Raw genomic sequence first — 18,937 nt, 5'->3', positions numbered from 1 at the left:
TCGCCCTTTTCCGTACGGGTCCACCCGCAGCCGACCGCAACACCCACTCCCGGCTACACGGGGACACTCGTCACTTCCGCTTGGCGGCCACCTCGCGCTCACATTCGGGGGCCAGTTCCATGCCCTTGCTGATGGACTGGCTGTCGTTGTTCGGCCCGCCCAACGCGTACCCGCTCTCGTCGGCTTCGACGTACTTGACGCCCTTGCCCTTGAGGCACTTGACCACATCGCGGGCGAAGTCCCTGGACTCCGGGTTCGCCGGATCCTTCTCCCACGGCGGCAACGGATAGAACTTCGGATTGCACACCTTGTCGGCCTTGATGAGCTTCTCGAGCTCGGCCGCCGGAGCCCGGTCCCCGAACTTGTCGCCCATGTCCTTCTTGGGTGTGGCGCCCTGCTCCCGGATGCACTTGTAGTACGGCTCGAGCATCACCTCCAGCTCCGCCTCGGTGGTGTCGAGGCGCTCCCGGGGCCGAGCGTCCGCCGGCTTCGCCGACGCGGCCGGGGTGCTTCCCGCACTCTCCAGCGTCGCCACCTGCGCCCTACCGTCCTCCGCGCCGCCCTCCGAGGACGAACACGCCGACGCACCCGCCACCGCCGCGGCCGCCACCAGCACGACCAGCACCCGCTTGTGTCCGCGCACCCTAGCCATCGTCCCGCCCTTCGATCGATTCGTCTGCGAGGGGAGAGCATCGCGGCCCGATGTGTGAAACCTGTCAGGATTGCCGTGATCGAACAGGCGTACTATTGCGCGGTGAGTTCCTACCAGCCGTCGATGCTCGACCTGATGGGCGACGCCGGGCCCGCGATCGAGCCCCTTCCCGGCCGCCTGACCCGTCACCACCTCACCGCGGGCGCGTGGGTCGACGTGCTGCCGGGCTGGGTCAGCGGCTCCGACGACATCTTCGAAACCCTCCTCACCGAGGTCCCCTGGCGCGCCGAACGCCGCCCGATGTATGACGGCGTCGTCGACGTCCCCCGCCTCCTGCGCTGGTATGGGCGCGATGAGCAACTCCCGCACCCGGCCCTGACCGAGGCCCGCGACCGCCTGTCGGCGCACTACCGCGCCGAGCTGGGCGAGCCCTTCGCCACCGCGGGCATGTGCCTCTACCGCGACGGCCGCGACAGCGTCGCCTGGCACGGCGACACCCTCGGCCGCTCCTCCCGGGCGGACACCATGGTCGCGATCGTGTCATTCGGCTCGCCCCGCAACCTGATGCTGCGCCCCCGAGCCGGCGGCGCGGAGACGCTGCGTTTCCCCCAGGGCCATGGAGACCTCATCGTGATGGGCGGCTCATGCCAGCGCACTTGGGAGCACGCGATCCCCAAGACCGCCAGGCCGGTGGGCCCCCGCGTCAGCGTCCAGTTCCGCCCGATCAATGTGGCCTGACGTGGTCGCCGAACGGGCTAGACCGGCCGCACTCCGAGCCGGCAAGCACTGATCCGACCAGTCCCGCCCCGCCGGGCCAGCACCACCGGGCCAGCCCCGCCGGGCCAGCCCCGCCGGGCCCACCCTCAACCTGCCGGGCCGCTCCAAGCCACCGCCCTTGTGCCTTGTGCCGGGCCCGCCCCACCTGCCACCGCCGCGTCAGACCCCGCCGGGCTCCGCCCCGTCCGGTCCGCCCCGCCGGACCCGCCTCGCCAAGCCGGTCTCACCGGACCCGCCAGGTCAGCGATCCCCCAAGCCGGCATGCAACTCCACCCGGCCGGCCTCGTCCGACCGCCTCACCCGCCGGAATCCTGTGTGGACGAACGGAATTGCCGCAGCGGCCCAGCGGAGACCCCCCGGAAACGGCGCTCTGCGGGCGGCCGACTGCCGCGATCCGCCGGAAGGGGCGCGACGTGCCGGAATTCATGGTCGGCGATGTTTCTGGACATTGACACCCACCACCGGGAAATTACACTCCTAGTGTATTTAGTTGATCTCCGAACTACCTCCATTCAGGACCGCCACGCCCTTGATGCCGAGGTGACAATGACCATTTCCCCATCCGAGAGCGCCGGACTCACCCTCGACCGGATCAGCGTCCGTTTCGGTGGGCTCGTCGCCCTCGACGGCGTCTCCCTGCGCGTCCCTCCCGGCCGCACCGTCGGGGTCATCGGCCCCAACGGCGCCGGGAAGACGACCCTTTTCAACGTTGTCTGCGGCTTCGTCGCGCCGACGGGCGGCTCGCTGGCTCTGGACGGACGCCCGCTGCGACCCCGGCCGCACCGGCTCGCCCGGCTCGGCATCTCCCGCACCTTGCAAGGCGTCGGCCTCTTCGGCGGCCTGACGGTCCTGGAGAACGTGCTGGTCGCCGTCCCGGGAAGGCCGGCGCGGGCGCTGGCGGCGCTCGATCGGTGCAAAGTCGGGCATTGCGCCGGGGATCTGCCCGGGCTCCTGCCGTACGCGCTGCGCAAGCGGGTCGCCCTGGCCCGGGCTCTGGTCAGCGAGCCGAGGCTCCTTCTGCTGGACGAGCCGGCGGGCGGGCTCGGCGCCGGGGAGATCGACGAGCTGCGCGAGTTGATCGAGGGCCTGTCCTGCGCGGTGCTGCTCGTCGAGCATCACATGGACTTGGTCATGGCGGTCTGCGACGAGATCCTCGTGCTGGACTTCGGCAGGCCGGTCGCGCACGGCACCCCGGCCGAGATCCGGACCGACGAGGCCGTCGCGGACGCCTACCTGGGTGCCGCCGCGTGAGCGCGCTGCTGCAGATCGAGCGGCTAACCGCCGGGTACGGCGCCGCCCCGGTGCTGCACGACGTCGACCTGACCGTCGCGACCGGTTCGATCACCGCCGTCCTCGGGGCCAACGGGGCGGGAAAGACGACGCTGCTGCGTGCCCTGTCGGGATTGTTGCCGGCCGCCCGCGGACGGGTCCTTCTCGACGGCCGCGACCTGCGCGGGGTCCGGGTGGAGGAGATGGTGCGCCGCGGCGTGGCGCACGTGCCGGAGGGCCGCGGGGTGGTCACCGAGCTGACCGTGGACGAGAACCTGCGGCTGGGCGGCCTGTGGCGCAAGGACCGCGCGGACGCCAAGCGCGCCCTGGACGAGGTGTACGAGCTCTTCGAACCGTTGGCCCGCCGCCGCGGGTCTCCCGGGCATCAGCTTTCCGGCGGCGAGCGGCAACTGCTCGCACTGGGTCGCGCGCTGGTCGGGCGGCCGCGGCTCCTGCTGCTCGACGAGCCGTCGCTGGGGCTGGCGCCGAAGATCACCGCTCAGATTCTGCGGCTGCTGCGGACGTTGCGGGATCGCAGCGGGTTGACCGTGCTGCTGGTGGAGCAGAACGTGCGCGGCGCACTGGCCATCGCGGACGAGGCCGTCGTGCTGGCGCTGGGCCGCGTCGTCAGCCGCGGTACGTCCGTCGACGACGAACTACGGCACGCCTATCTCGGCTTCTAGGAGGACCGTTGGACCGGTTCGTGTTCCTCACGTTCGACGGCCTGAGCCGGGGCGCGGTGTACGCCGCGTTCGCCCTCGCCCTGGTCCTGATCTGGCGGTCGACCCGGATCGTCAACTTCGCCCAGGGCGCGATGGCGGTGGCCACCGCGTACGCGGGCTACTCCGTCTCGGCCGCGACCGGCTCCTACTGGCTGGGCTTCGCCACGGCGATCCTCGGCGGCCTCGTCCTGGGCGCGGTGACCGAGCGGGTGGTGATGCGCTTCGTCGACCATGCCTCGCCGCTCAACGGGGTGGTGGTCGCGCTGGGCCTGGTGCTCGTCATCCAGGGCGTGCTCGGCATGATCTACGGCAACGAGTTCCGGCCGGCCGGCGCGCCGTTCGGGCGCGACGCCTTCACGGTGGGCGGGGTCGCCCTGCTGTCCCGCTTCGACCTCTTCGTCTTTGCGGCGGTGGCCACGGTGGTCGGTCTGCTCGCGCTGCTGTTCCGGCGTACGGCGACCGGCCTGCGGATGCGCGCCTCGGCGTTCGCCCCGGACGTCTCCCGGCTGCTCGGCGTCAACGTCGGCGGCATGCTGACGCTGGGCTGGGCACTGGCCGCGGCGGTCGGCTCGCTCGCCGGCATGCTGGTCATCCCCACCGAGCTGGGGCTGCATCCGAACGCGATGGACGTCGTCTTCGTCTCCTCGTTCACCGCGGCGGTGGTCGGGGGCCTGGACAGCGCGATCGGCGCGGTGCTCGGCGGGCTGATCGTGGGGCTGCTGCTGTCGTATGTGAGCGGCTACCTCGGCGCCACGGTGGCGCCGATCGCCGTCTTGCTGCTGCTCGTCACGGTGCTGCTGGGCCGCCCCGGTGGGCTGTTCTCCCGAGCGGCGGCGAGGACGGCATGAGCGCCGGCGGTGGTGAGGATGCCAGGAGCGCCCTGCGCGAGCGGGTCCCGCCCGAAACCCCCGTCACCGCGCCGCCGCGGCGGCCGGGGAACGCGTGGTATCTGAGCGGCATTGCCGGCGCCGCCCTGCTGATCGTCGCACTCACCTACCTGCTGCCGCCGTTCCGCACCTATCAGCTCGCCACCGTGGGGGCGTACCTCTGCGTCACCGCCGGGCTGACGGTCCTCACCGGACTCAACGGGCAGCTTTCGCTGGGGCACGGGGCACTGATGGCGACCGGCGCCTACACGGTCGCCCTGCTCCAGCAGGCGACGGCCGGGCGGGGTCCGTGGACGTTGCCGGTGTCGGTCGCCGCAGCGATCGTGGTGACCACCGCGGTCGGCGCCGTGGTCGGTCTGGCCGCCGCACGGTTGCGCGGCCCCTATCTGGCCGGGTTGACGCTCGCCGTCGCGGTGGTGGTTCCGGCGACCACCAGCACCTTCGACGGGACGTTCAACAGCGACCAGGGCCTGTCCGTGGTCCTCGACCCGCCGCCCGGCACCATCGCGGTCGAGCGGTGGCAGGCATGGCTGGCCTGGACCGGCGCCCTGGTGACCATGCTCGCACTGGCGGTGCTCGTGCGGGGCTCATTCGGCCTGCGGATGCGGGCCGTCCGGGACGACGAGACCGCCGCGCGGCTCGCCGGGGTCAGCGTCGCCCGTACCCAGGTCCTGGCCTTCGTGGTGAGCGCGGCGTGCGCCGGTCTAGGCGGCGCGCTCTTCGCCGTGCTGGCCCAGAGCGTCTCGCCGGGTGCGTTCCCGCTGTCGCTGTCGCTCTTTCTGGTCATGGCCATCGTCATCGGCGGGCTGGGCAGCCTCGCCGGCGCCGTCTGGGGTGCGGTCCTGCTCGTCGCGCTGCCGGCTCTGGCGCACACCGTCACCGAGGACATCGAGGTGCAGCGGCTGGAGGGCAACCTGCCGCTGGCGCTGTTCGGCATCACTTTGATCGCCGTCATGCTCGCCGCCCCCGGCGGCATCGCTTCCCTGAGGCCCTTGCGACACCTCCGGCGCGCGGAACGAGAGAGACGCGCGATGCGAAAGACCTGAGAGGAGAAGAAATGAGGCGATTCGGCACCGCTCTCGCCGTCCTTGCCCTGGCCGCCGCGACGACCGCCTGCGACGGCGGCGGGGGCGAGGGCGGGGGCGGGGGCGGAAACACCCCCGGCGTGACCGACACCGAGATTCTCGTCGGCACGCACATGCCCCTCACCGGCCCCGCGGCCGCCGGCTATTCGAAGATCGCACCAGCGACCAAGGCCTACTTCGCCTACGTCAACGCCAACGGCGGCGTGCACGGCCGGTCCATCACCTACAAGATCATGGACGACACCTACAACCCGGCGACCACCCAGCAGGTGGTGCGCGAGCTGGTGCTGCAGGACCGGGTCTTCGCGATCCTCAATGGCCTGGGCACGCCCACCCACACCGGCGTCCTGGATTTCCTCAAGACCAACAGGGTCCCGGACCTCTTCGTGGCCTCAGGCAGCCGTAGTTGGGACCAGCCGGACAAGTACCCCGGGACGTTCGGGTTCAATGTGGACTATACTGTGGAGGGCAAGATCCTCGCCACCCACGTGAAGCAGTCCCAGTCCGGCCGGAAGGTCTGCTTCCTCGGCCAGGACGACGACTTCGGCCGCGACAGCCTCGCCGGCATCGAGAAGGTCCTCGGCCCGGTCGCGGCGAAGCAGTCGTACGTCACCAGCAACCCCAACGTCGGCCCGCAGTTGGGCGCGCTGAAGCAGGCCGGTTGCCAGGTCGTCATGCTCGCGACGGTGCCCGGCTTCACCGCACTGACCCTCGGCACCGCCGCGAAGATCGGCTTCAAGCCGCAGTTCGTGGCCTCGCAGGTCGGCGCCGACCTGACCACCCTGTCGAAGCAGCTCGGCCCGGCCGCCCGACTGACCGAGGGCATGATCTCGGCCAACTACCTGCCGTTGAGCACCGATGACGCCGACCCGTGGATCCAGCTCTTCAAACGGGTCAACGCACAGCACAACAACAACGCGGAATTCGACAACAACATCGTCTACGGCATGTCGGTGGGGTACCTGTTCACGCAGACGCTGCAGGCCGCCGGCAGGAACCTCACCCGCGAGGGGCTGATCGCCGCGGTGGAGAAGGGTGGCTTCCAGGGGCCGGGATTCGCCCCGCTGCGGTTCTCCGCCGAGGACCATTCCGGGTACGGCGGGCAGCGGCTGAGCCGGGTCCAGGGCGGCAAGCAGGCCTATTTCGGCACCGTCCAGGAAACCGACGACGGCGACGGCCCGGTGCGGGCGTACGCGGCCGCCCCGGCGGTCCCGCCGCAGAACGGCATCCCGGCGGCACCCTAAATAGCACATCGGCAAGGAAAGCGAAACGGTTGCGGCCCGCCGCCGGCCGATGCAGGGTTGGCGGCGGGACGGTTACTCACTAGTATTCAGCACTAAACGTGCAAGATCTTTGGGGGTTCTGCCGGATGTCGAAGCTCTCAGGCGCCGTCGCGATCGTGACGGGCGCCAGCCGGGGAATCGGGTTCGCGATAGCGCAGCGCTTCGTCGCCGAGGGCGCCCGGGTATGCATCACCGGGCGCGACGGGGAGGCCCTGGAGACCGCGGTCAAGGAGCTGGGCGGTCCCGACGTCGCCATCGGCGTGCCCGGTAGGGCCGACGACGCCGACCACCGCGCCGCCGCTGTCGACACCGTGTCGGCCGCCTTCGGGCCCGTCTCGGTCCTGGTCAACAACGTGGGCATCAACCCCGCGTACGGCCCGCTCGGCGGCCTCGACCTCAGCGCCGCGCGCAAAATGCTCGACGTCAACCTGCTCGGCACACTCGGATGGGTGCAGGAGGCACTGCGCGGCGGCCTGCAGGGCGGCTCGATCGTCAACATCTCGTCGGTCTCCGGCGTACGTCCGGCGCCCGGCATCGCGTTCTACGGCGTCACCAAGGCCGCGCTCATCCACCTCACCGAGGAGCTGGCCGTCGAGCTGGCCCCGGCGGTCCGGGTCAACGCCGTCGCGCCGGCCGTGGTCAAGACCAGGTTCGCGACCGCTCTCTACGAGGGCCGCGAGGAGAAAGTCGCCGCCACCTATCCCCTGAAGCGCCTCGGTGTGCCGGAGGACATCGCCGGCGCGGTCGCCTTCCTCTGCTCGCCGGACGCCGCCTGGATCACCGGCCAGACCCTCGTCGTCGACGGCGGCCTCACCCTGACCGGAGCGGTCGAATGATCCGGCGGGTGATCGTCACCGGGGCGGGCGGCGGCATCGGTGCGGCCATGGCGCGGCGGTTCGCGGCCGACGGCGCCCAGGTCATCGTCAACGACCTCGACGAGGCGGCCGCGGCGGTCGTCGCCGCCGAGATCGGGGGTATCGCCGTCCCGGGTGACGCCGGCGACGAGGCCGACGTGCGGCGGCTCGTCGACACCGCCTGGCAGGAGCTCGGCGGCTGCGACCTGTTCTGCGCCAACGCCGGCATCCTCACCGGCGGATCGGCCGACGCACCCGACGCCGAGTGGGCGAAGGCGTGGCAGGTCAACGTCATGTCCCACGTGTACGTGGCCCGCGCGCTGCTTCCCCGCTGGCTGGATTCGGACGGCGGGCGGCTGCTGTTCACGGTCTCCGCCGCCGGGCTGCTCACGCTGCTCGGTTCGGCGCCGTACTCGGTGACCAAGCATGCCGCTCTCGGCTTCGCGGAATGGCTGCGGGCGACGTACGCCCACCGCGGCATCACCGTGCAGGCGCTGTGCCCGCAGGGCGTCAACACCGCCATGATGACCGACGGCGGGGAGAGCGCCAGTCGGGCGATCCTCGCCGCCGGTGCGCTGGAGCCCGAGCAGGTGGCGGCGGTGGTGGCCGAGGCGGTGCGCGGCGACAGCTTCCTGATCCTGCCGCACGCGGAGGTGGCCGACTTCTACCAGCTCCGGGCCACCGACACCGACCGCTGGCTGGGCGGCATGAACAAGGTCCAGCGCGGCTTCGACGCGGCGGCGCACCCGTGAGCGGGCCGCCCGGACTCGACCTGGAGCGCCTGCGGGAGTACCTGGGCTCGCCGCCGCTGAGCGCGACGATGTTCGCGGGTGGCCGGTCCAACCTCACCTATGCGGTGACCGACGGCACTCACCGCTGGGTGCTGCGCAGGCCACCGCTCGGGCACGTGCTGCCGACCGCGCATGACATGACGCGCGAGCACCGGGTGCTGGACGCGCTTTCCCGTGCCGGGTTCCCCGCGCCGCGGCCGGTCCGGCTCTGCACCGACCCCGACGTCATCGGCGCTCCGTTCTACCTGATGGACCATGCCGACGGCACGATCTACCGTGACGCCGGCGCCCTGGAGAAGATGGGCCCGGAGGCGACGCGACGGCTCGTTCTGTCTCTCGTGGACACCCTGGCCGACCTGCACGCCCTCGACCCTGCCGCCATCGGGCTCGGCGACTTCGGCCGGCCCGAGGGCTTCAACGAGCGCCAGGTCCGCCGCTGGAAGAAGCAGCTCGACGCCTCCCGCAGCCGCGACGTGCCGGGCATCGAGGAGCTGCACGCCCGGCTCGCCGTGGACATTCCGGCGGGTGGTCCGGGCGCGGTCGTGCACGGCGACTACCGCCTCGACAACGTGCTGATCGGCGAGAAACTCCAGGTCAACGCGGTCCTCGACTGGGAGATGTCCACTCTGGGCGATCCGCTCGGCGACGTGGCCCTGATGCTGGTCTACGCCGGCCGGCCGCTGCTCATCGGCGACGGCGAGGCCCGTACCCCGCTCTCGCTGCCGGGTCACCCCGGGCTGACGGAGCTGGCCGACCACTATGCCGGGCGCTCCGGGCGCGACGTCTCGGACCTCCATTGGTACGTGGCGTTCGCCGCATTCAAGCTCGCCGTGATCCTCGAGGGGGTCCACTACCGATACGTTCAAGGGCAGACGGTCGGTGAGGGCTTCGACACTGTCGGCGCGATGGTGGCACCGCTCGTCGCGCAGGGACACTGGTCGCTGGATGGAACGCTGGAGGCAAGCTGATGGACTTCGCGTTCGACGAGAAGACCGAGGACTACCGCAAGCGGCTGCTCGCCTTCATGGACGAGTGGGTCTACCCCGCCGAGGAGGACTTCCACGCCTCGTACGCGGGCGACTGGGCCCCGCCGCCGGCCGTCGCGCGCCTGCAGGAGAAGGCGAAGCTCGCGGGCCTGTGGAATCTGTTCCTGCCCGGCGAGCACGGCGCCGGCCTGACCAACCTGCAGTACGCGCCGCTGGCCGAGCTGACCGGCCGCAGCCCCTCCATCGCCCCGGCCGCGCTGAACTGCTCGGCGCCGGACACCGGCAACATGGAGGTCCTCGCGCAGTTCGGCAGCCCGGAGCAGCAGGAGCGCTGGCTGCGGCCGCTGCTCGACGGCACCATCCGCTCGGCGTTCGCGATGACCGAGCCGCAGGTCGCCTCCTCGGACGCCACCAACATCGGCACCCGCATCGCCCGCGAGGGCGACGAGTACGTCATCACCGGGCGCAAGTTCTACATCTCCGGCGCGATGAACCCGAACTGCCAGATCTTCATCGTCATGGGCAAGACCGACCCCGGCGCCGCCCGTCACGTGCAGCAGAGCATGATCCTCGTGCCCCGGGACACACCCGGCCTGACGATCGAGCGGGGCATGGAAGTCTTCGGCTACGACGACGGCGACCACGGCGGCCACGCCGAGATGATCTTCGACGGGGTACGGGTGCCGGCGGGCAATCTCATCGGCGAGGAGGGCTCGGGCTTCGCGATCTCCCAGGCCCGCCTCGGCCCGGGCCGGATCCACCACTGCATGCGGCTCATCGGCATGGCCGAGCGGGCGCTCGAGCTGATGTGCACGCGGTCGCTGAGCCGTACGCCGTTCGGCAAGCCCCTCGCCGACCAGGGCGTGGTGCAGGAGTGGATCGCCGAATCCCGGGTCCGGATCGAACAGGCCCGGCTGCTGGTGCTCAAGGCGGCCTGGCTGATGGACACCGTCGGCAACAAGGGCGCGCACACCGAGATCCAGGCCATCAAGATCGCCGTACCGGCCACCACCGAGTGGGTGGTCGACAAGGCCATCCAGACGTACGGCGCGGCGGGCGTCGGCCAGGACACCCCGCTCGCCCGCCTCTGGGCCGCCGCCCGCACCCTGCGCCTCGCCGACGGCCCGGACGAGGTGCACAAGCGCTCCCTGGCCCGCCGTGAGCTCGCCGCCTACCGAACCCCCTGAACTCCCAGCACCGCGCCACCCCACCCCTGTCCGTCAGATCACCGGAGCGTTTGATGCCGGCCGCCTCACCCCAACCACCGCAGCGCATCGACGGGCGCACCGCCCGCGCGGAGCGCACCCGGGCCGCGATCGTCGAAGCCCACTTGATGCTGCTCCGCGAGGGCGAACTGCGCCCGACCGCGGACCGCATCGCCAAACGGGCGGGCGTCTCTCTGCGCGCCCTCTGGAGCCACTTCGCCGACATGGAGGCGCTCTTCGCCGCCAGCGGCCAGCTCACCCTGGATCAGCGCGACGACATCCACGAGCCGATCCCGAGGGATCTGCCGCTCGAGCGCCGCATCGAGCTGTGGTGCCACCAGCGCGCCCGCCAACTGGAGCAGATCGCCCCGGTCGCCCGGGCGTCGTCGCTCAAGGAGCCGTTCTCCCCGGCCCTGCAGAGCTACCGCCGCATCCACATCCAGCGCGTCCGCGACGAGCTGAAGTCCCTCTTCGCCGGTGAGATCGGCGGCGACGAGGACACGCTCAACGCCCTGACGGCCGCCGCCATGTGGCCGACCTGGGGCACCCTGCGCGACGCGATGGGCCTCGACCCGGCCGCGGCCCGCACCGCCCTCGCCCGGATCGTGCGGTCGCAGTTGAGCCGCTGAGAGACAGATCACTGGAGGCGGATGCGGCGCCTTTCCTGAAGACCCGTGCGCGCCCGCCGATAGCAGGGCGATGCGCGACTTCGAGCGGAATCCGGCAGGCGGCGTCGGCGAGCCCGATCCCGCAGACCTGGCGCGCCTGGTCGCCGCCGGGCAGAAGCTGGTGCACGCCCAGTTCAGGACGCTGCGCGACCTGGGCATCGCCCGGCCGGAGCCGGACCTGGCGGCCGGGGTCCTGCTGCGGCAGCTCGACCAGGTCGAGACCCATCTCGACCGCCTGCGCCACACCCTGGGAGCCTCCGACGCCGATCCGGGCAACCCGCCGGCGGCGGCCCGTCCCGGCAGATGACCGGCGAGACGGGCCGGCCAGACGCCGGGGCGAGGATGGTCAGGCGGCGGTGACGGCCTGGGCCAGGGAGACGCCGAACAGGCCCTCGGGGTCGGTCCACCAGTGCCGCAGCGCGAACCCGGTCCGCGCCAGCTCCGCCTCCAGCCCCGCGCGCCGGAACTTCGCCGAGATCTCCGTACGCATCTCCTCACCCGCGGCGAACTCCACCGTCAGTCCGAGCTCGCCGACCCGCACCCGCTGCGCCGACGTCGCCCGCAGCCGCATCTCGATCCACTCCCGGTCGGCGTCCCAGAGCGCCACGTGCGCGAAGGCCGAGACGTCGAAGTCCGCGGCCAGCCGGCGGTTGATGACGTGCAGCACGTTGCGGTTGAACTCGGCCGTCACTCCCGCCGCGTCGTCGTACGCCGGCACCACCACAGCCGGGTCCTTGACCAGGTCGGTGCCGAGCAGCAGCCACTCGCCCTCGTGCAGCACCCCGCGCAGCGTGGTCAGGAACTTCGCGCGCTCCGCCGGATCCAGATTGCCGATGGTGCCGCCGAGGAAGGCCACGACCCGGTTGTCGCCGTCCGGGATGTGGTGCAGGTGGCGGGTCATGTCGCCGACCACCCCGCGTACGGCCAGACCGGGATAGTCGGCCGACAGCCCTTCGACCGCGTCGGCGAGGGCGGAGTCCGAGACGTCCAGCGGCACGAAGGCACCCAGGGTGCCGCGCCGCAGCAGCGCGTCCAGCAGCAGCCGGGTCTTCTCCGAGGAGCCGGAGCCGAGCTCGACCAGCGTCTTCGCCTCGGTGAGGCGGGCGAACTCGGGCGCGCGGGCCGCCAGGATGGACCGCTCGGTCCGCGTCGGGTAGTACTCCGGAAGGCGGGTGATCTGCTCGAAGAGCTCGCTGCCGCGGGCGTCGTAGAACCACTTGGGCGGCAGCCACTTCGGTGCGGCGGTCAGTCCGGTGGTCACGTCGGCGCGCAGCTCGCGGTCGATGTCGCTCTCGTCGAGGTGGATCTCGAGCATGGTCACGATCTCCCTAGCGGAGTGAGGTTCACGGTGGACGGGGTGGCGACGAGGAGCCGACCCTCCGGCACGGGCTCCCACTCCGGGCCGGGATCGAGCGGTTCGGAGCTGACGAGGACGGCGCCCGCGCCCGCGCGCACGGACAGCGCGTGCCCGGCGGTGGTGGCGACGATCTGCCGGCCGTCGGTGAGCAGCAGGTTGAGCCGGGATCCGGGCGCGGCCGCCGAGACCTCGGCGACCACGTCGGCGACGGCCTCCGCCGCCGGCTTCCCGGCCCTCAGCAGGTTCCGGACCAGCGCCCACAACAACGCGGCATCGGTCGGGGCGTCGAGCGTGAGAAGGTCGGCCACGGGCAGCGTGCCGGCCAGCCGGGAGACGGTGTGCGGCCAGCCGCGGACGACACCGTTGTGGCTGAACGCCCACGGGCCCTCGGTGAACGGGGCTGCCGCGGTCTCGACGACGGGCATGCCCTCGGTCGCAGAACGGACCGCGGCGAGGAACGCCGACGCCACGGTCGTGACAGCGAGCGCCGGGAGTGCTGTGTCCGACCACAAAGGATGCGCGCCCCGATAACGAACGGGATCGCCTCCGCCCGATGGGTACCACGCGACGCCGAACCCGTCGGCGTTGATGGTGCCGCCGCCGCGCATGTCCCGCGGCGCCCAGGCCTGCCGAGCCAGCGCGTGCGGCGCGTCGAACAACGGAGGGGCCAGCGGCTGCGGCGGGCCCACGTACGCGACGTGACGGCACATCAGACGGCCTCCAGGCCGTCGGTCGCGGCGAGAGGGCCGGCGTCGCGGGCGCAGCGGAAGCCGCTGAAGATCTGCCGCCGGATCGGATGGTCCCAGTTGCGGAAGGTGCCGCGGCACGCCGCCGCATCGGTGCCGAAGGAGCCGCCACGCAGCACCTTGTAGTCCCCGCCGAAGAACACCTGCGAGTACTCCGCGTACGGGAACACCTCGAAGCCGGGGTAGCCGTGGAAGCCGGAGTCGGTCCACTCCCAGACGTCGCCGATGAGCTGGTGCACACCCAGCGGCGAGGCACCCTCGGGGTATGCGCCCACCCGGGCGGGCGCCAGATGCCGCTGGCCGAGGTTGGCGTGCTCCGGCCCGGGCGCGTCGTCGCCCCACGGATAGCGGCGCGAGCGGCCGGTGGCGGGATCGTGCCGCGCGGCCTTCTCCCACTCGGCCTCGGTCGGCAGCCGCCGCCCGGCCCAGGACGCGTACGCCTCGGCCTCGAAGAAGCAGACGTGCACCACCGGCTCGTCGGCGACGACCCGCTCGGTACGCCCGAACCGCGTGTACGCCCACCCGTCGCCGTCCCGCCGCCAGTGCATCGGCGCGCTCAGCCCCGCCTCCTGCCGGTGCGCCCAGCCCCGCCGGCTCCACCACCGCGGATCGTCATAGCCGCCGTCGGCGATGAAGGCCGCGTACTCGGCGTTGGTGACCGGGGCGACGTCGATGAAGAACGCCGGGACGTCGACCGGGTGCGCGGGGCGCTCGTTGTCCAGCGCCCACGGCTCGGTGTCGGTGCCCATCGTGAACGGCCCGCCGGGGATCAGCACCTCGCCGGAGGCGCTCACCCGGGCCGGCGGCGGTGCCGGCGCCTGCAGCACGGGTGCGCCGGCGCGGAGCTGGTGCGTGGCCAGCATCGTCTCGGCGTGCTGCTGCTCGTGCTGGACGATCATCCCGAACGCGAATCCGCCGGCGACCAGTTTCCGGTCGGTCAGCCGTACCCGGTCGAGGACGTCGAGGGCCTTGTCACGCACCTGGCCGACGTACGCGCGGGCCTCGGCCGGGTCGAGCAGCGGCAGCGCCGGGCGGTTCGGCCGGGGGTGTTTGAAGGCGTCGTAAAGCTCGTCGATGTCGCGGCGCACCGGCTCGCGCCCGCCGACGTCACGCACCAGCCACAGCTCCTCCTGGTTGCCGACGTGGGCGAGGTCCCAGACGAGCGGCGACATCAGGGGCGAGTGCTGGCGGACGAGGTCGCCGTCGTCGACGGCGTCGGTGAGCAGGGTGGTCCGCGCTCGCGCGCGCTCCAGCTCGGCGGCGACGGTGAGCCGCAGGTCCTGGGTCATCGGAACTGGTCCTTCCTGGGTGAACCGGCGTGGACGGCGTCGCCGCCGTGCAGGCGCCGGTCGACGATGCCGGCCACCAGGTCGCGGGCCGGGCCGGGCAGGCCGGTCCGGTCGAGACCGCGGCAGGCGAGGTCGAGGAGGTCGGCCGCGCACGCCCCGACCACGGGGTCGGCGAGGCCGTCGCGGGCCGCCTCCCGCCAGCGTCCGGCGGCGGGCCCGGCGAGGTCGCGGGCCGTGTCGGTGACGGCGTCGTCGGCGAGCAAGGCGCACAGCACGGCGACCGGGGCGATCCACTCGGGGCCGGGTTGCGCGTCGAGGTACCGGACCTCCAGGTAGCCGCGCGGGCGTACCGGGGGGAAGAGCGTGCTGATGTGGTAGTCGAGATCGTCCACGGTGGGCTGCCGGTGCAGCGCCCCGGCGATCCAGTCGGCGAAGGTGATCCCGTCCGGGGTGTCCCAGCGACCGTGGGCGCGCCGTACGCACAGCACCGGAGCGGCGAGGACGTAGCGGACCCAGCCGTCGGTGGGATCGGCGGACGCAGGCACCGGGCCGCTGCGGCGGCGGTCGATGCCGTACCAGGCCGCCATCCGGCCGCTGGCCCAGCCGGTGTCGCGGCCGGCGTGCATCCGGGAGGTGGCGAAGGCGGCCAGCAGGGGTGGGCCGAGGTCGTGCACGGCACCCCACCGGGCCGGCATCCGGGCCTCGGTCCCGGCGTCCAGGCAGACCTGCAACCCGGCGGTGCTGCACATCATCGTGCGCCCGTACGGGGTGCCGACGCGGTCGAAGGCGTGCTGCATGGCCGCGTAGCGGGGGGTGTCGAGAATACGTACCGGCGGCCGGTGGGGGTCGAGACCCCGCTCGCCGAGGACGATGCCGGAGCCGGCGAGGAGGTCGGCCAGCGCTTGCCGGTCGGCGGCGACGGCGGAATGCAGGGCGGCGAGGGAACCGGCCGGCGCGGAGGAGATCTCGAGCTGGCCACCGGGTTCGACGGTGACGGTGCCGCCGGCGGGAAGCGGCAGGGGCTCGGTATTGCCGAGGGCTGCGGGTGCGTGGGGTCCGAGTGCCCCGTTCAGGTCGGCGGCCCGCAGGTGCGCCGCGGGAAGGGCGGCGCGGTGGGTGGTCCATTCCAGTTCGACGCCGACGCGACGGGGTGGACCGGTCTTGAAGCAGATGCCGGAGACGTGTTCTGCGGCGTCGGAGAGACGCCGCAGAATGTTCTCCGCCGGATCGTCGTCACTACTTTCGGTAGTCACAGCTCTCCTTTGAGTGGTAATTCCTTCGAGACCATACACATATGTTTCGATGGGACGCAGCGCGTGACGGTAGGTTTTGTGCCATACCGCGGACCAGGGAGTTGCCATCGCCACCGTCGACGTCGACCGCGCCCGCCGGGAAACCCCGGGCTGCGCCACGGTCACCCACCTCAACAACGCCGGCGCCGCCCTGCCGCCGGCCGTGGTCACCGACACCGTCATCGCCCACCTGCAGCGGGAGAGCCGGATCGGCGGCTACGAGGCCGCGGCGGAGGCCGCCGAGCGGGTCGAGGACGTCTACCGCTCGCTCGCCCGCCTGATCGGCGCCGACCCGGACGAGATCGCCGTGGTGGAGAACGCGACCCGCGCCTGGGACATGGCGTTCTACGGGTTCGGTTTTCGGCCGGGCGACCGCATCCTGACCACCCGGGCCGAGTACGCGAGCAACGTCATCGCCCTGCTCCAGGTGGCCCGCCGCACCGGCGCGGTCGTCGAGCTGGTCGACGACGACGAGCACGGCCAGATCGACGTGTCCGACCTGGGCAGACGCCTGGACGAGACGGTGAAGCTGGTCGCGCTGACCCACGTACCCTCCTCCGGTGGCCTGGTGAACCCTGCGGCAGAGGTCGGCAAGCTTACCCGCGCCGCCGGAGTGCCGTTCCTGCTCGACGCCTGCCAGTCCGTCGGCCAGATCCCGATCGACGTCCGGGAGATCGGCTGCGACCTGCTCTCGGCGACCGGGCGCAAGTTCCTGCGCGCCCCACGGGGCACCGGATTCCTCTATGCCCGCCGCGAGCTCGCCCAGCGCCTCGAACCACCGCTGCTCGACCTGCACGCGGCGAGCTGGCCGGCGCCGGACCGGTACGAGATCCGCCCGGACGCCCGCCGCTTCGAGACCTGGGAGACCAACTACGCGACGAAGCTCGGCCTGGGCGCGGCGGCCGACTACGCGCTGTCCTGGGACGTCGAGGCGACCACCGGCCGCATCGCCATGCTGGGGGAGGCTCTGCGGCAGCGGCTGCGCGACCTGCCCGGCGTCTCGGTGCACGACCGCGGCGCCAGGCTGGGCGGCATCGTGACGTTCACCGTCGCCGGCGTCGACGCGGCCGAGGTGAAGCGCACGCTCGGTGCCGCCGGGATCAACACCAGCACGAGCTCTGCAGATTACGCCCAGTGGCACCTCAAGGGACGCGGCCTGGATGACGTGGTACGAGCATCCGTACATTACTACAATACCGAGGAGGAGCTGGACCGGCTCTGCCGCCATCTCCCCCGCTGAGGATCACCCGTACCGGTGATCGGCAGGAGGGCTCGCGCGGGCTCCCCGATGCGGCGGCCCGGCCACCATGGACAAGATCAACGAGTGGCCGGGCTCCGGGGTTCCCCGCCGCGCGCGCCACCTTGACGCGGGCTCCCGGCTGTGCGGATTGACCGGTGAAGACAGTGCCGAGTTACGGTCCGCCAGTCAGACATTCCGCCCGGATTCGGCCCATGCCCCGGGCCGACCGAGGAGCCGCACTGTCCACGAGCCCGCTGCGCCTGGCCGCCTGCGCCGGTGCGCTCTCCTTCCTGCTGCTGCCCGCGCCCACGAAGGCAGCACCCGCCAGGCCGCTGGAGGCTCCCGTCGTCTCGGCTGAGAAGCGCCTGCTCCGGCCGCAGGCATTGGCGCCGCGGCTGACGGCACGGCAACTGGCCCAGCGGCACGCCCGCGCGCGGGTCCGGGTCGTCGCGTACGCCCGGGCACAGCGCGGCGACCGGTACGCCTACGGCGCCAGCGGCCCGCACCGGTGGGACTGCTCGGGACTGACCGCCCGCACCTACCGGGTGGTGGGCATCCGCCTCCCGCACTCGTCGAGGGCCCAGGCCCGGCGCGGCAAGCGGGTCACGCCCCGGGCGGCCCGGGTCGGCGACCTGGTCGCCATGCGCGGCCACGTCGGCATCCTGGTGGGCCGGTGGCGCATGGTGGACGCGCCGGGTTCGGGACGCCGGGTGACGGAACGGCTCATCTACCGCACGTCGACGCTGCAGTTCCGGCGGCTGATCGGCTGAGGGGTCGCGAGCCGGATCAGAAGGTGACCACGGAGCGGGCGCCCTCGCCGCACGCCATCCGCTCGAACGCCGCCGGCACGTCCGCCAGTGTGATGCGGTCCGTGACGAGATGGTCCAGCTTCAGCGCTCCCGACAGCACCTCACGGGCGAGCAGCGGCACCTCGACGTCCGGATCGGACGATCCGTACACCGAGGCCCGCAGGCTCCGCGCCGACGTGAAGATGTCCAGCGCGCTCAGCTCGACCATGTCGTCGGCCCGGCCCATGCCGACCACCGTCACCTGACCGCCGCGGCGGGTGGCGCGCCAGGCCGCGCGGATCGTCGCCGCCCGGCCGACGCACTCGAATGCGTGGTCCGCGCCGCGCCCCTGCGTGCGGGCCCGGATGTCCTTCGACAGCGTCTCGCCCGACACCACGAAGTCGGTCGCGCCCGCCGCCTCGGCCAGGGCCTTCTTGCCCTCCGACACGTCCACGGCGATCACCGTCGCCGCTCCGGCGGCGCGCGCGGCCGAGACCACCGACAGACCGACGCCGCCCAGGCCGAGCACCACCACCGCGTCGCCCGCGCCGACCTTGGCTGTGTTGCGGACCGCGCCGGTGCCGGTCAGCACCGCGCAGCCGAGCAGGGCCGCGCTCTCCCAACCGAGTTCCGACGGTACGGCGATCACGGCGCGTTCCGGCACCACGACCTGCTCGGCGAAGGCGCCCAGCCCCAGCATCACGTGCACCGGCGCGCCGTCGAGCGTCATGCCGTTCTCCAGCGCCGCCACGTTCGCCGCCGCACACAGCCACGGTTCGCCGTGGGTGCAGTGCCAGCAGTCGCGGCACGGGGGCGACCAGTCGAGGACGACGTGCGTACCCGGGGAGACGCGGGTGACGCCCGCGCCCACCTCGACCACCTCGCCGGCCGCCTCGTGTCCGAGGATCAGCGGGTGCGGCGGTCTCAACGTGCCGTTCACCATCGACAGGTCGGAGTGGCACACGCCGGCCGCGCGGATGCGGACCCGGACCTGACCGGGACCGATCTCGGGAAGATGGATCTCCTCGACCGTGGGCGCCATGCCC

20 protein-coding genes are annotated in these 18,937 nt (G+C 72.3%); 14 read left to right on the top strand and 6 right to left on the bottom strand.

Annotated elements, in window-relative coordinates:
* Window positions 1-70: 70 nt before the first annotated feature.
* Window positions 71-643, bottom strand: coding sequence for a hypothetical protein (locus tag EDD30_RS24295; protein WP_084556290.1), 573 nt, complete (start codon window positions 641-643; stop codon window positions 71-73).
* Window positions 644-775: 132 nt separating this feature from the next.
* Between EDD30_RS24295 and EDD30_RS24290 the strand changes: the two genes are divergently transcribed.
* The 12 genes from EDD30_RS24290 (at window position 776) to EDD30_RS24235 (ending at window position 11,486) form a co-directional block, all read left to right on the top strand.
* On the top strand, window positions 776-1,390 hold the full coding sequence (locus EDD30_RS24290; protein WP_071804790.1) for an alpha-ketoglutarate-dependent dioxygenase AlkB: 615 nt from the start codon (window positions 776-778) through the stop codon (window positions 1,388-1,390).
* Between the two features lie 585 nt (window positions 1,391-1,975).
* Window positions 1,976-2,680, top strand: coding sequence for an ABC transporter ATP-binding protein (locus EDD30_RS24285; RefSeq protein ID WP_123678485.1), 705 nt, complete (start codon window positions 1,976-1,978; stop codon window positions 2,678-2,680).
* On the top strand, window positions 2,677-3,381 hold the full coding sequence (locus EDD30_RS24280; protein WP_071804757.1) for an ABC transporter ATP-binding protein: 705 nt from the start codon (window positions 2,677-2,679) through the stop codon (window positions 3,379-3,381). Before EDD30_RS24285 ends, EDD30_RS24280 begins: the two co-directional genes overlap by 4 nt.
* An 8-nt stretch (window positions 3,382-3,389) precedes the next feature.
* Window positions 3,390-4,268 (top strand): branched-chain amino acid ABC transporter permease, encoded by an 879-nt coding sequence (locus EDD30_RS24275; RefSeq protein WP_071804756.1) that lies wholly within the window; start codon window positions 3,390-3,392, stop codon window positions 4,266-4,268.
* Window positions 4,265-5,353, top strand: coding sequence for a branched-chain amino acid ABC transporter permease (locus EDD30_RS24270; RefSeq protein WP_071804755.1), 1,089 nt, complete (start codon window positions 4,265-4,267; stop codon window positions 5,351-5,353). The genes EDD30_RS24275 and EDD30_RS24270 overlap by 4 nt, the downstream gene beginning before the upstream one ends.
* An 11-nt stretch (window positions 5,354-5,364) precedes the next feature.
* A complete protein-coding gene (locus EDD30_RS24265; protein WP_071804754.1) occupies window positions 5,365-6,636 on the top strand; it encodes an ABC transporter substrate-binding protein in 1,272 nt (423 codons plus the stop codon).
* A 125-nt stretch (window positions 6,637-6,761) separates the two neighbouring features.
* A complete protein-coding gene (locus tag EDD30_RS24260) occupies window positions 6,762-7,511 on the top strand; it encodes an SDR family oxidoreductase (RefSeq protein ID WP_071804753.1) in 750 nt (249 codons plus the stop codon).
* Window positions 7,508-8,281 carry an SDR family oxidoreductase gene (locus tag EDD30_RS24255; RefSeq protein ID WP_123678484.1) on the top strand — a complete coding sequence of 258 codons (774 nt, stop codon included), beginning with the start codon at window positions 7,508-7,510 and terminating at the stop codon, window positions 8,279-8,281. Before EDD30_RS24260 ends, EDD30_RS24255 begins: the two co-directional genes overlap by 4 nt.
* Window positions 8,278-9,288, top strand: coding sequence for a phosphotransferase family protein (locus EDD30_RS24250; RefSeq protein ID WP_071806464.1), 1,011 nt, complete (start codon window positions 8,278-8,280; stop codon window positions 9,286-9,288). Before EDD30_RS24255 ends, EDD30_RS24250 begins: the two co-directional genes overlap by 4 nt.
* A complete protein-coding gene (locus EDD30_RS24245; protein WP_071806463.1) occupies window positions 9,288-10,493 on the top strand; it encodes an acyl-CoA dehydrogenase family protein in 1,206 nt (401 codons plus the stop codon). Before EDD30_RS24250 ends, EDD30_RS24245 begins: the two co-directional genes overlap by 1 nt.
* A 53-nt stretch (window positions 10,494-10,546) precedes the next feature.
* Window positions 10,547-11,140 (top strand): TetR/AcrR family transcriptional regulator, encoded by a 594-nt coding sequence (locus EDD30_RS24240; RefSeq protein ID WP_071806462.1) that lies wholly within the window; start codon window positions 10,547-10,549, stop codon window positions 11,138-11,140.
* A gap of 70 nt (window positions 11,141-11,210) precedes the next feature.
* Complete coding sequence (locus tag EDD30_RS24235; RefSeq protein ID WP_071806461.1) at window positions 11,211-11,486, top strand: hypothetical protein; 276 nt, start codon at window positions 11,211-11,213, stop codon at window positions 11,484-11,486.
* 39 nt (window positions 11,487-11,525) lie between these two features.
* On the opposite strand, the gene egtD is transcribed toward EDD30_RS24235, so the two are convergent.
* The 4 genes from egtD to egtA are packed head-to-tail and all read right to left on the bottom strand — an operon-like array spanning window position 11,526 to window position 15,824.
* The gene (gene egtD, locus EDD30_RS24230; protein WP_071806460.1) at window positions 11,526-12,494 is read right to left on the bottom strand and encodes an L-histidine N(alpha)-methyltransferase; all 969 of its coding nucleotides are present in this window, start codon (window positions 12,492-12,494) and stop codon (window positions 11,526-11,528) included.
* 2 nt (window positions 12,495-12,496) lie between these two features.
* Window positions 12,497-13,246, bottom strand: coding sequence for an ergothioneine biosynthesis protein EgtC (gene egtC, locus EDD30_RS24225; RefSeq protein WP_071806459.1), 750 nt, complete (start codon window positions 13,244-13,246; stop codon window positions 12,497-12,499).
* Complete coding sequence (egtB, locus tag EDD30_RS24220) at window positions 13,246-14,571, bottom strand: ergothioneine biosynthesis protein EgtB (RefSeq protein ID WP_071806458.1); 1,326 nt, start codon at window positions 14,569-14,571, stop codon at window positions 13,246-13,248. Before egtB ends, egtC begins: the two co-directional genes overlap by 1 nt.
* Window positions 14,568-15,824, bottom strand: coding sequence for an ergothioneine biosynthesis glutamate--cysteine ligase EgtA (gene egtA, locus EDD30_RS24215; RefSeq protein ID WP_244945385.1), 1,257 nt, complete (start codon window positions 15,822-15,824; stop codon window positions 14,568-14,570). Before egtA ends, egtB begins: the two co-directional genes overlap by 4 nt.
* A gap of 76 nt (window positions 15,825-15,900) precedes the next feature.
* Between egtA and EDD30_RS24210 the strand changes: the two genes are divergently transcribed.
* Window positions 15,901-17,103 carry an aminotransferase class V-fold PLP-dependent enzyme gene (locus tag EDD30_RS24210; RefSeq protein ID WP_071806457.1) on the top strand — a complete coding sequence of 401 codons (1,203 nt, stop codon included), beginning with the start codon at window positions 15,901-15,903 and terminating at the stop codon, window positions 17,101-17,103.
* A 212-nt stretch (window positions 17,104-17,315) separates the two neighbouring features.
* Window positions 17,316-17,873 (top strand): C40 family peptidase, encoded by a 558-nt coding sequence (locus EDD30_RS24205; protein ID WP_084556531.1) that lies wholly within the window; start codon window positions 17,316-17,318, stop codon window positions 17,871-17,873.
* A 16-nt stretch (window positions 17,874-17,889) separates the two neighbouring features.
* Here EDD30_RS24205 and EDD30_RS24200 read toward each other — a convergent pair whose 3' ends face one another.
* On the bottom strand, window positions 17,890-18,933 hold the full coding sequence (locus EDD30_RS24200) for an alcohol dehydrogenase catalytic domain-containing protein (RefSeq protein WP_211277841.1): 1,044 nt from the start codon (window positions 18,931-18,933) through the stop codon (window positions 17,890-17,892).
* Between the last annotated feature and the right edge of the window lie 4 nt (window positions 18,934-18,937).

It is taken from the genome of Couchioplanes caeruleus (assembly GCF_003751945.1).
GTDB lineage: Bacteria > Actinomycetota > Actinomycetes > Mycobacteriales > Micromonosporaceae > Actinoplanes > Actinoplanes caeruleus.
Note: the sequence above shows the minus strand (reverse complement) of the source record. Positions and strands in the feature narration are given on the sequence as shown.

What these genes read in the sequence shown, in the direction of transcription:
- EDD30_RS24265 (WP_071804754.1), top strand. Translation starts at nt 5,365, where the DNA reads ATGAGGCGATTCGGCACCGCTCTCGCCGTCCTTGCCCTGGCCGCCGCG.
- EDD30_RS24255 (WP_123678484.1), top strand. Translation starts at nt 7,508, where the DNA reads ATGATCCGGCGGGTGATCGTCACCGGGGCGGGCGGCGGCATCGGTGCG.
- EDD30_RS24205 (WP_084556531.1), top strand. Translation starts at nt 17,316, where the DNA reads ATGCCCCGGGCCGACCGAGGAGCCGCACTGTCCACGAGCCCGCTGCGC.
- egtC (WP_071806459.1), bottom strand. Translation starts at nt 13,246, where the DNA reads ATGTGCCGTCACGTCGCGTACGTGGGCCCGCCGCAGCCGCTGGCCCCT.
- EDD30_RS24245 (WP_071806463.1), top strand. Translation starts at nt 9,288, where the DNA reads ATGGACTTCGCGTTCGACGAGAAGACCGAGGACTACCGCAAGCGGCTG.
- EDD30_RS24285 (WP_123678485.1), top strand. Translation starts at nt 1,976, where the DNA reads ATGACCATTTCCCCATCCGAGAGCGCCGGACTCACCCTCGACCGGATC.
- EDD30_RS24270 (WP_071804755.1), top strand. Translation starts at nt 4,265, where the DNA reads ATGAGCGCCGGCGGTGGTGAGGATGCCAGGAGCGCCCTGCGCGAGCGG.
- EDD30_RS24240 (WP_071806462.1), top strand. Translation starts at nt 10,547, where the DNA reads ATGCCGGCCGCCTCACCCCAACCACCGCAGCGCATCGACGGGCGCACC.
- EDD30_RS24260 (WP_071804753.1), top strand. Translation starts at nt 6,762, where the DNA reads ATGTCGAAGCTCTCAGGCGCCGTCGCGATCGTGACGGGCGCCAGCCGG.
- EDD30_RS24200 (WP_211277841.1), bottom strand. Translation starts at nt 18,933, where the DNA reads ATGGCGCCCACGGTCGAGGAGATCCATCTTCCCGAGATCGGTCCCGGT.
- EDD30_RS24290 (WP_071804790.1), top strand. Translation starts at nt 776, where the DNA reads ATGCTCGACCTGATGGGCGACGCCGGGCCCGCGATCGAGCCCCTTCCC.
- egtD (WP_071806460.1), bottom strand. Translation starts at nt 12,494, where the DNA reads ATGCTCGAGATCCACCTCGACGAGAGCGACATCGACCGCGAGCTGCGC.
- egtB (WP_071806458.1), bottom strand. Translation starts at nt 14,571, where the DNA reads ATGACCCAGGACCTGCGGCTCACCGTCGCCGCCGAGCTGGAGCGCGCG.
- EDD30_RS24235 (WP_071806461.1), top strand. Translation starts at nt 11,211, where the DNA reads ATGCGCGACTTCGAGCGGAATCCGGCAGGCGGCGTCGGCGAGCCCGAT.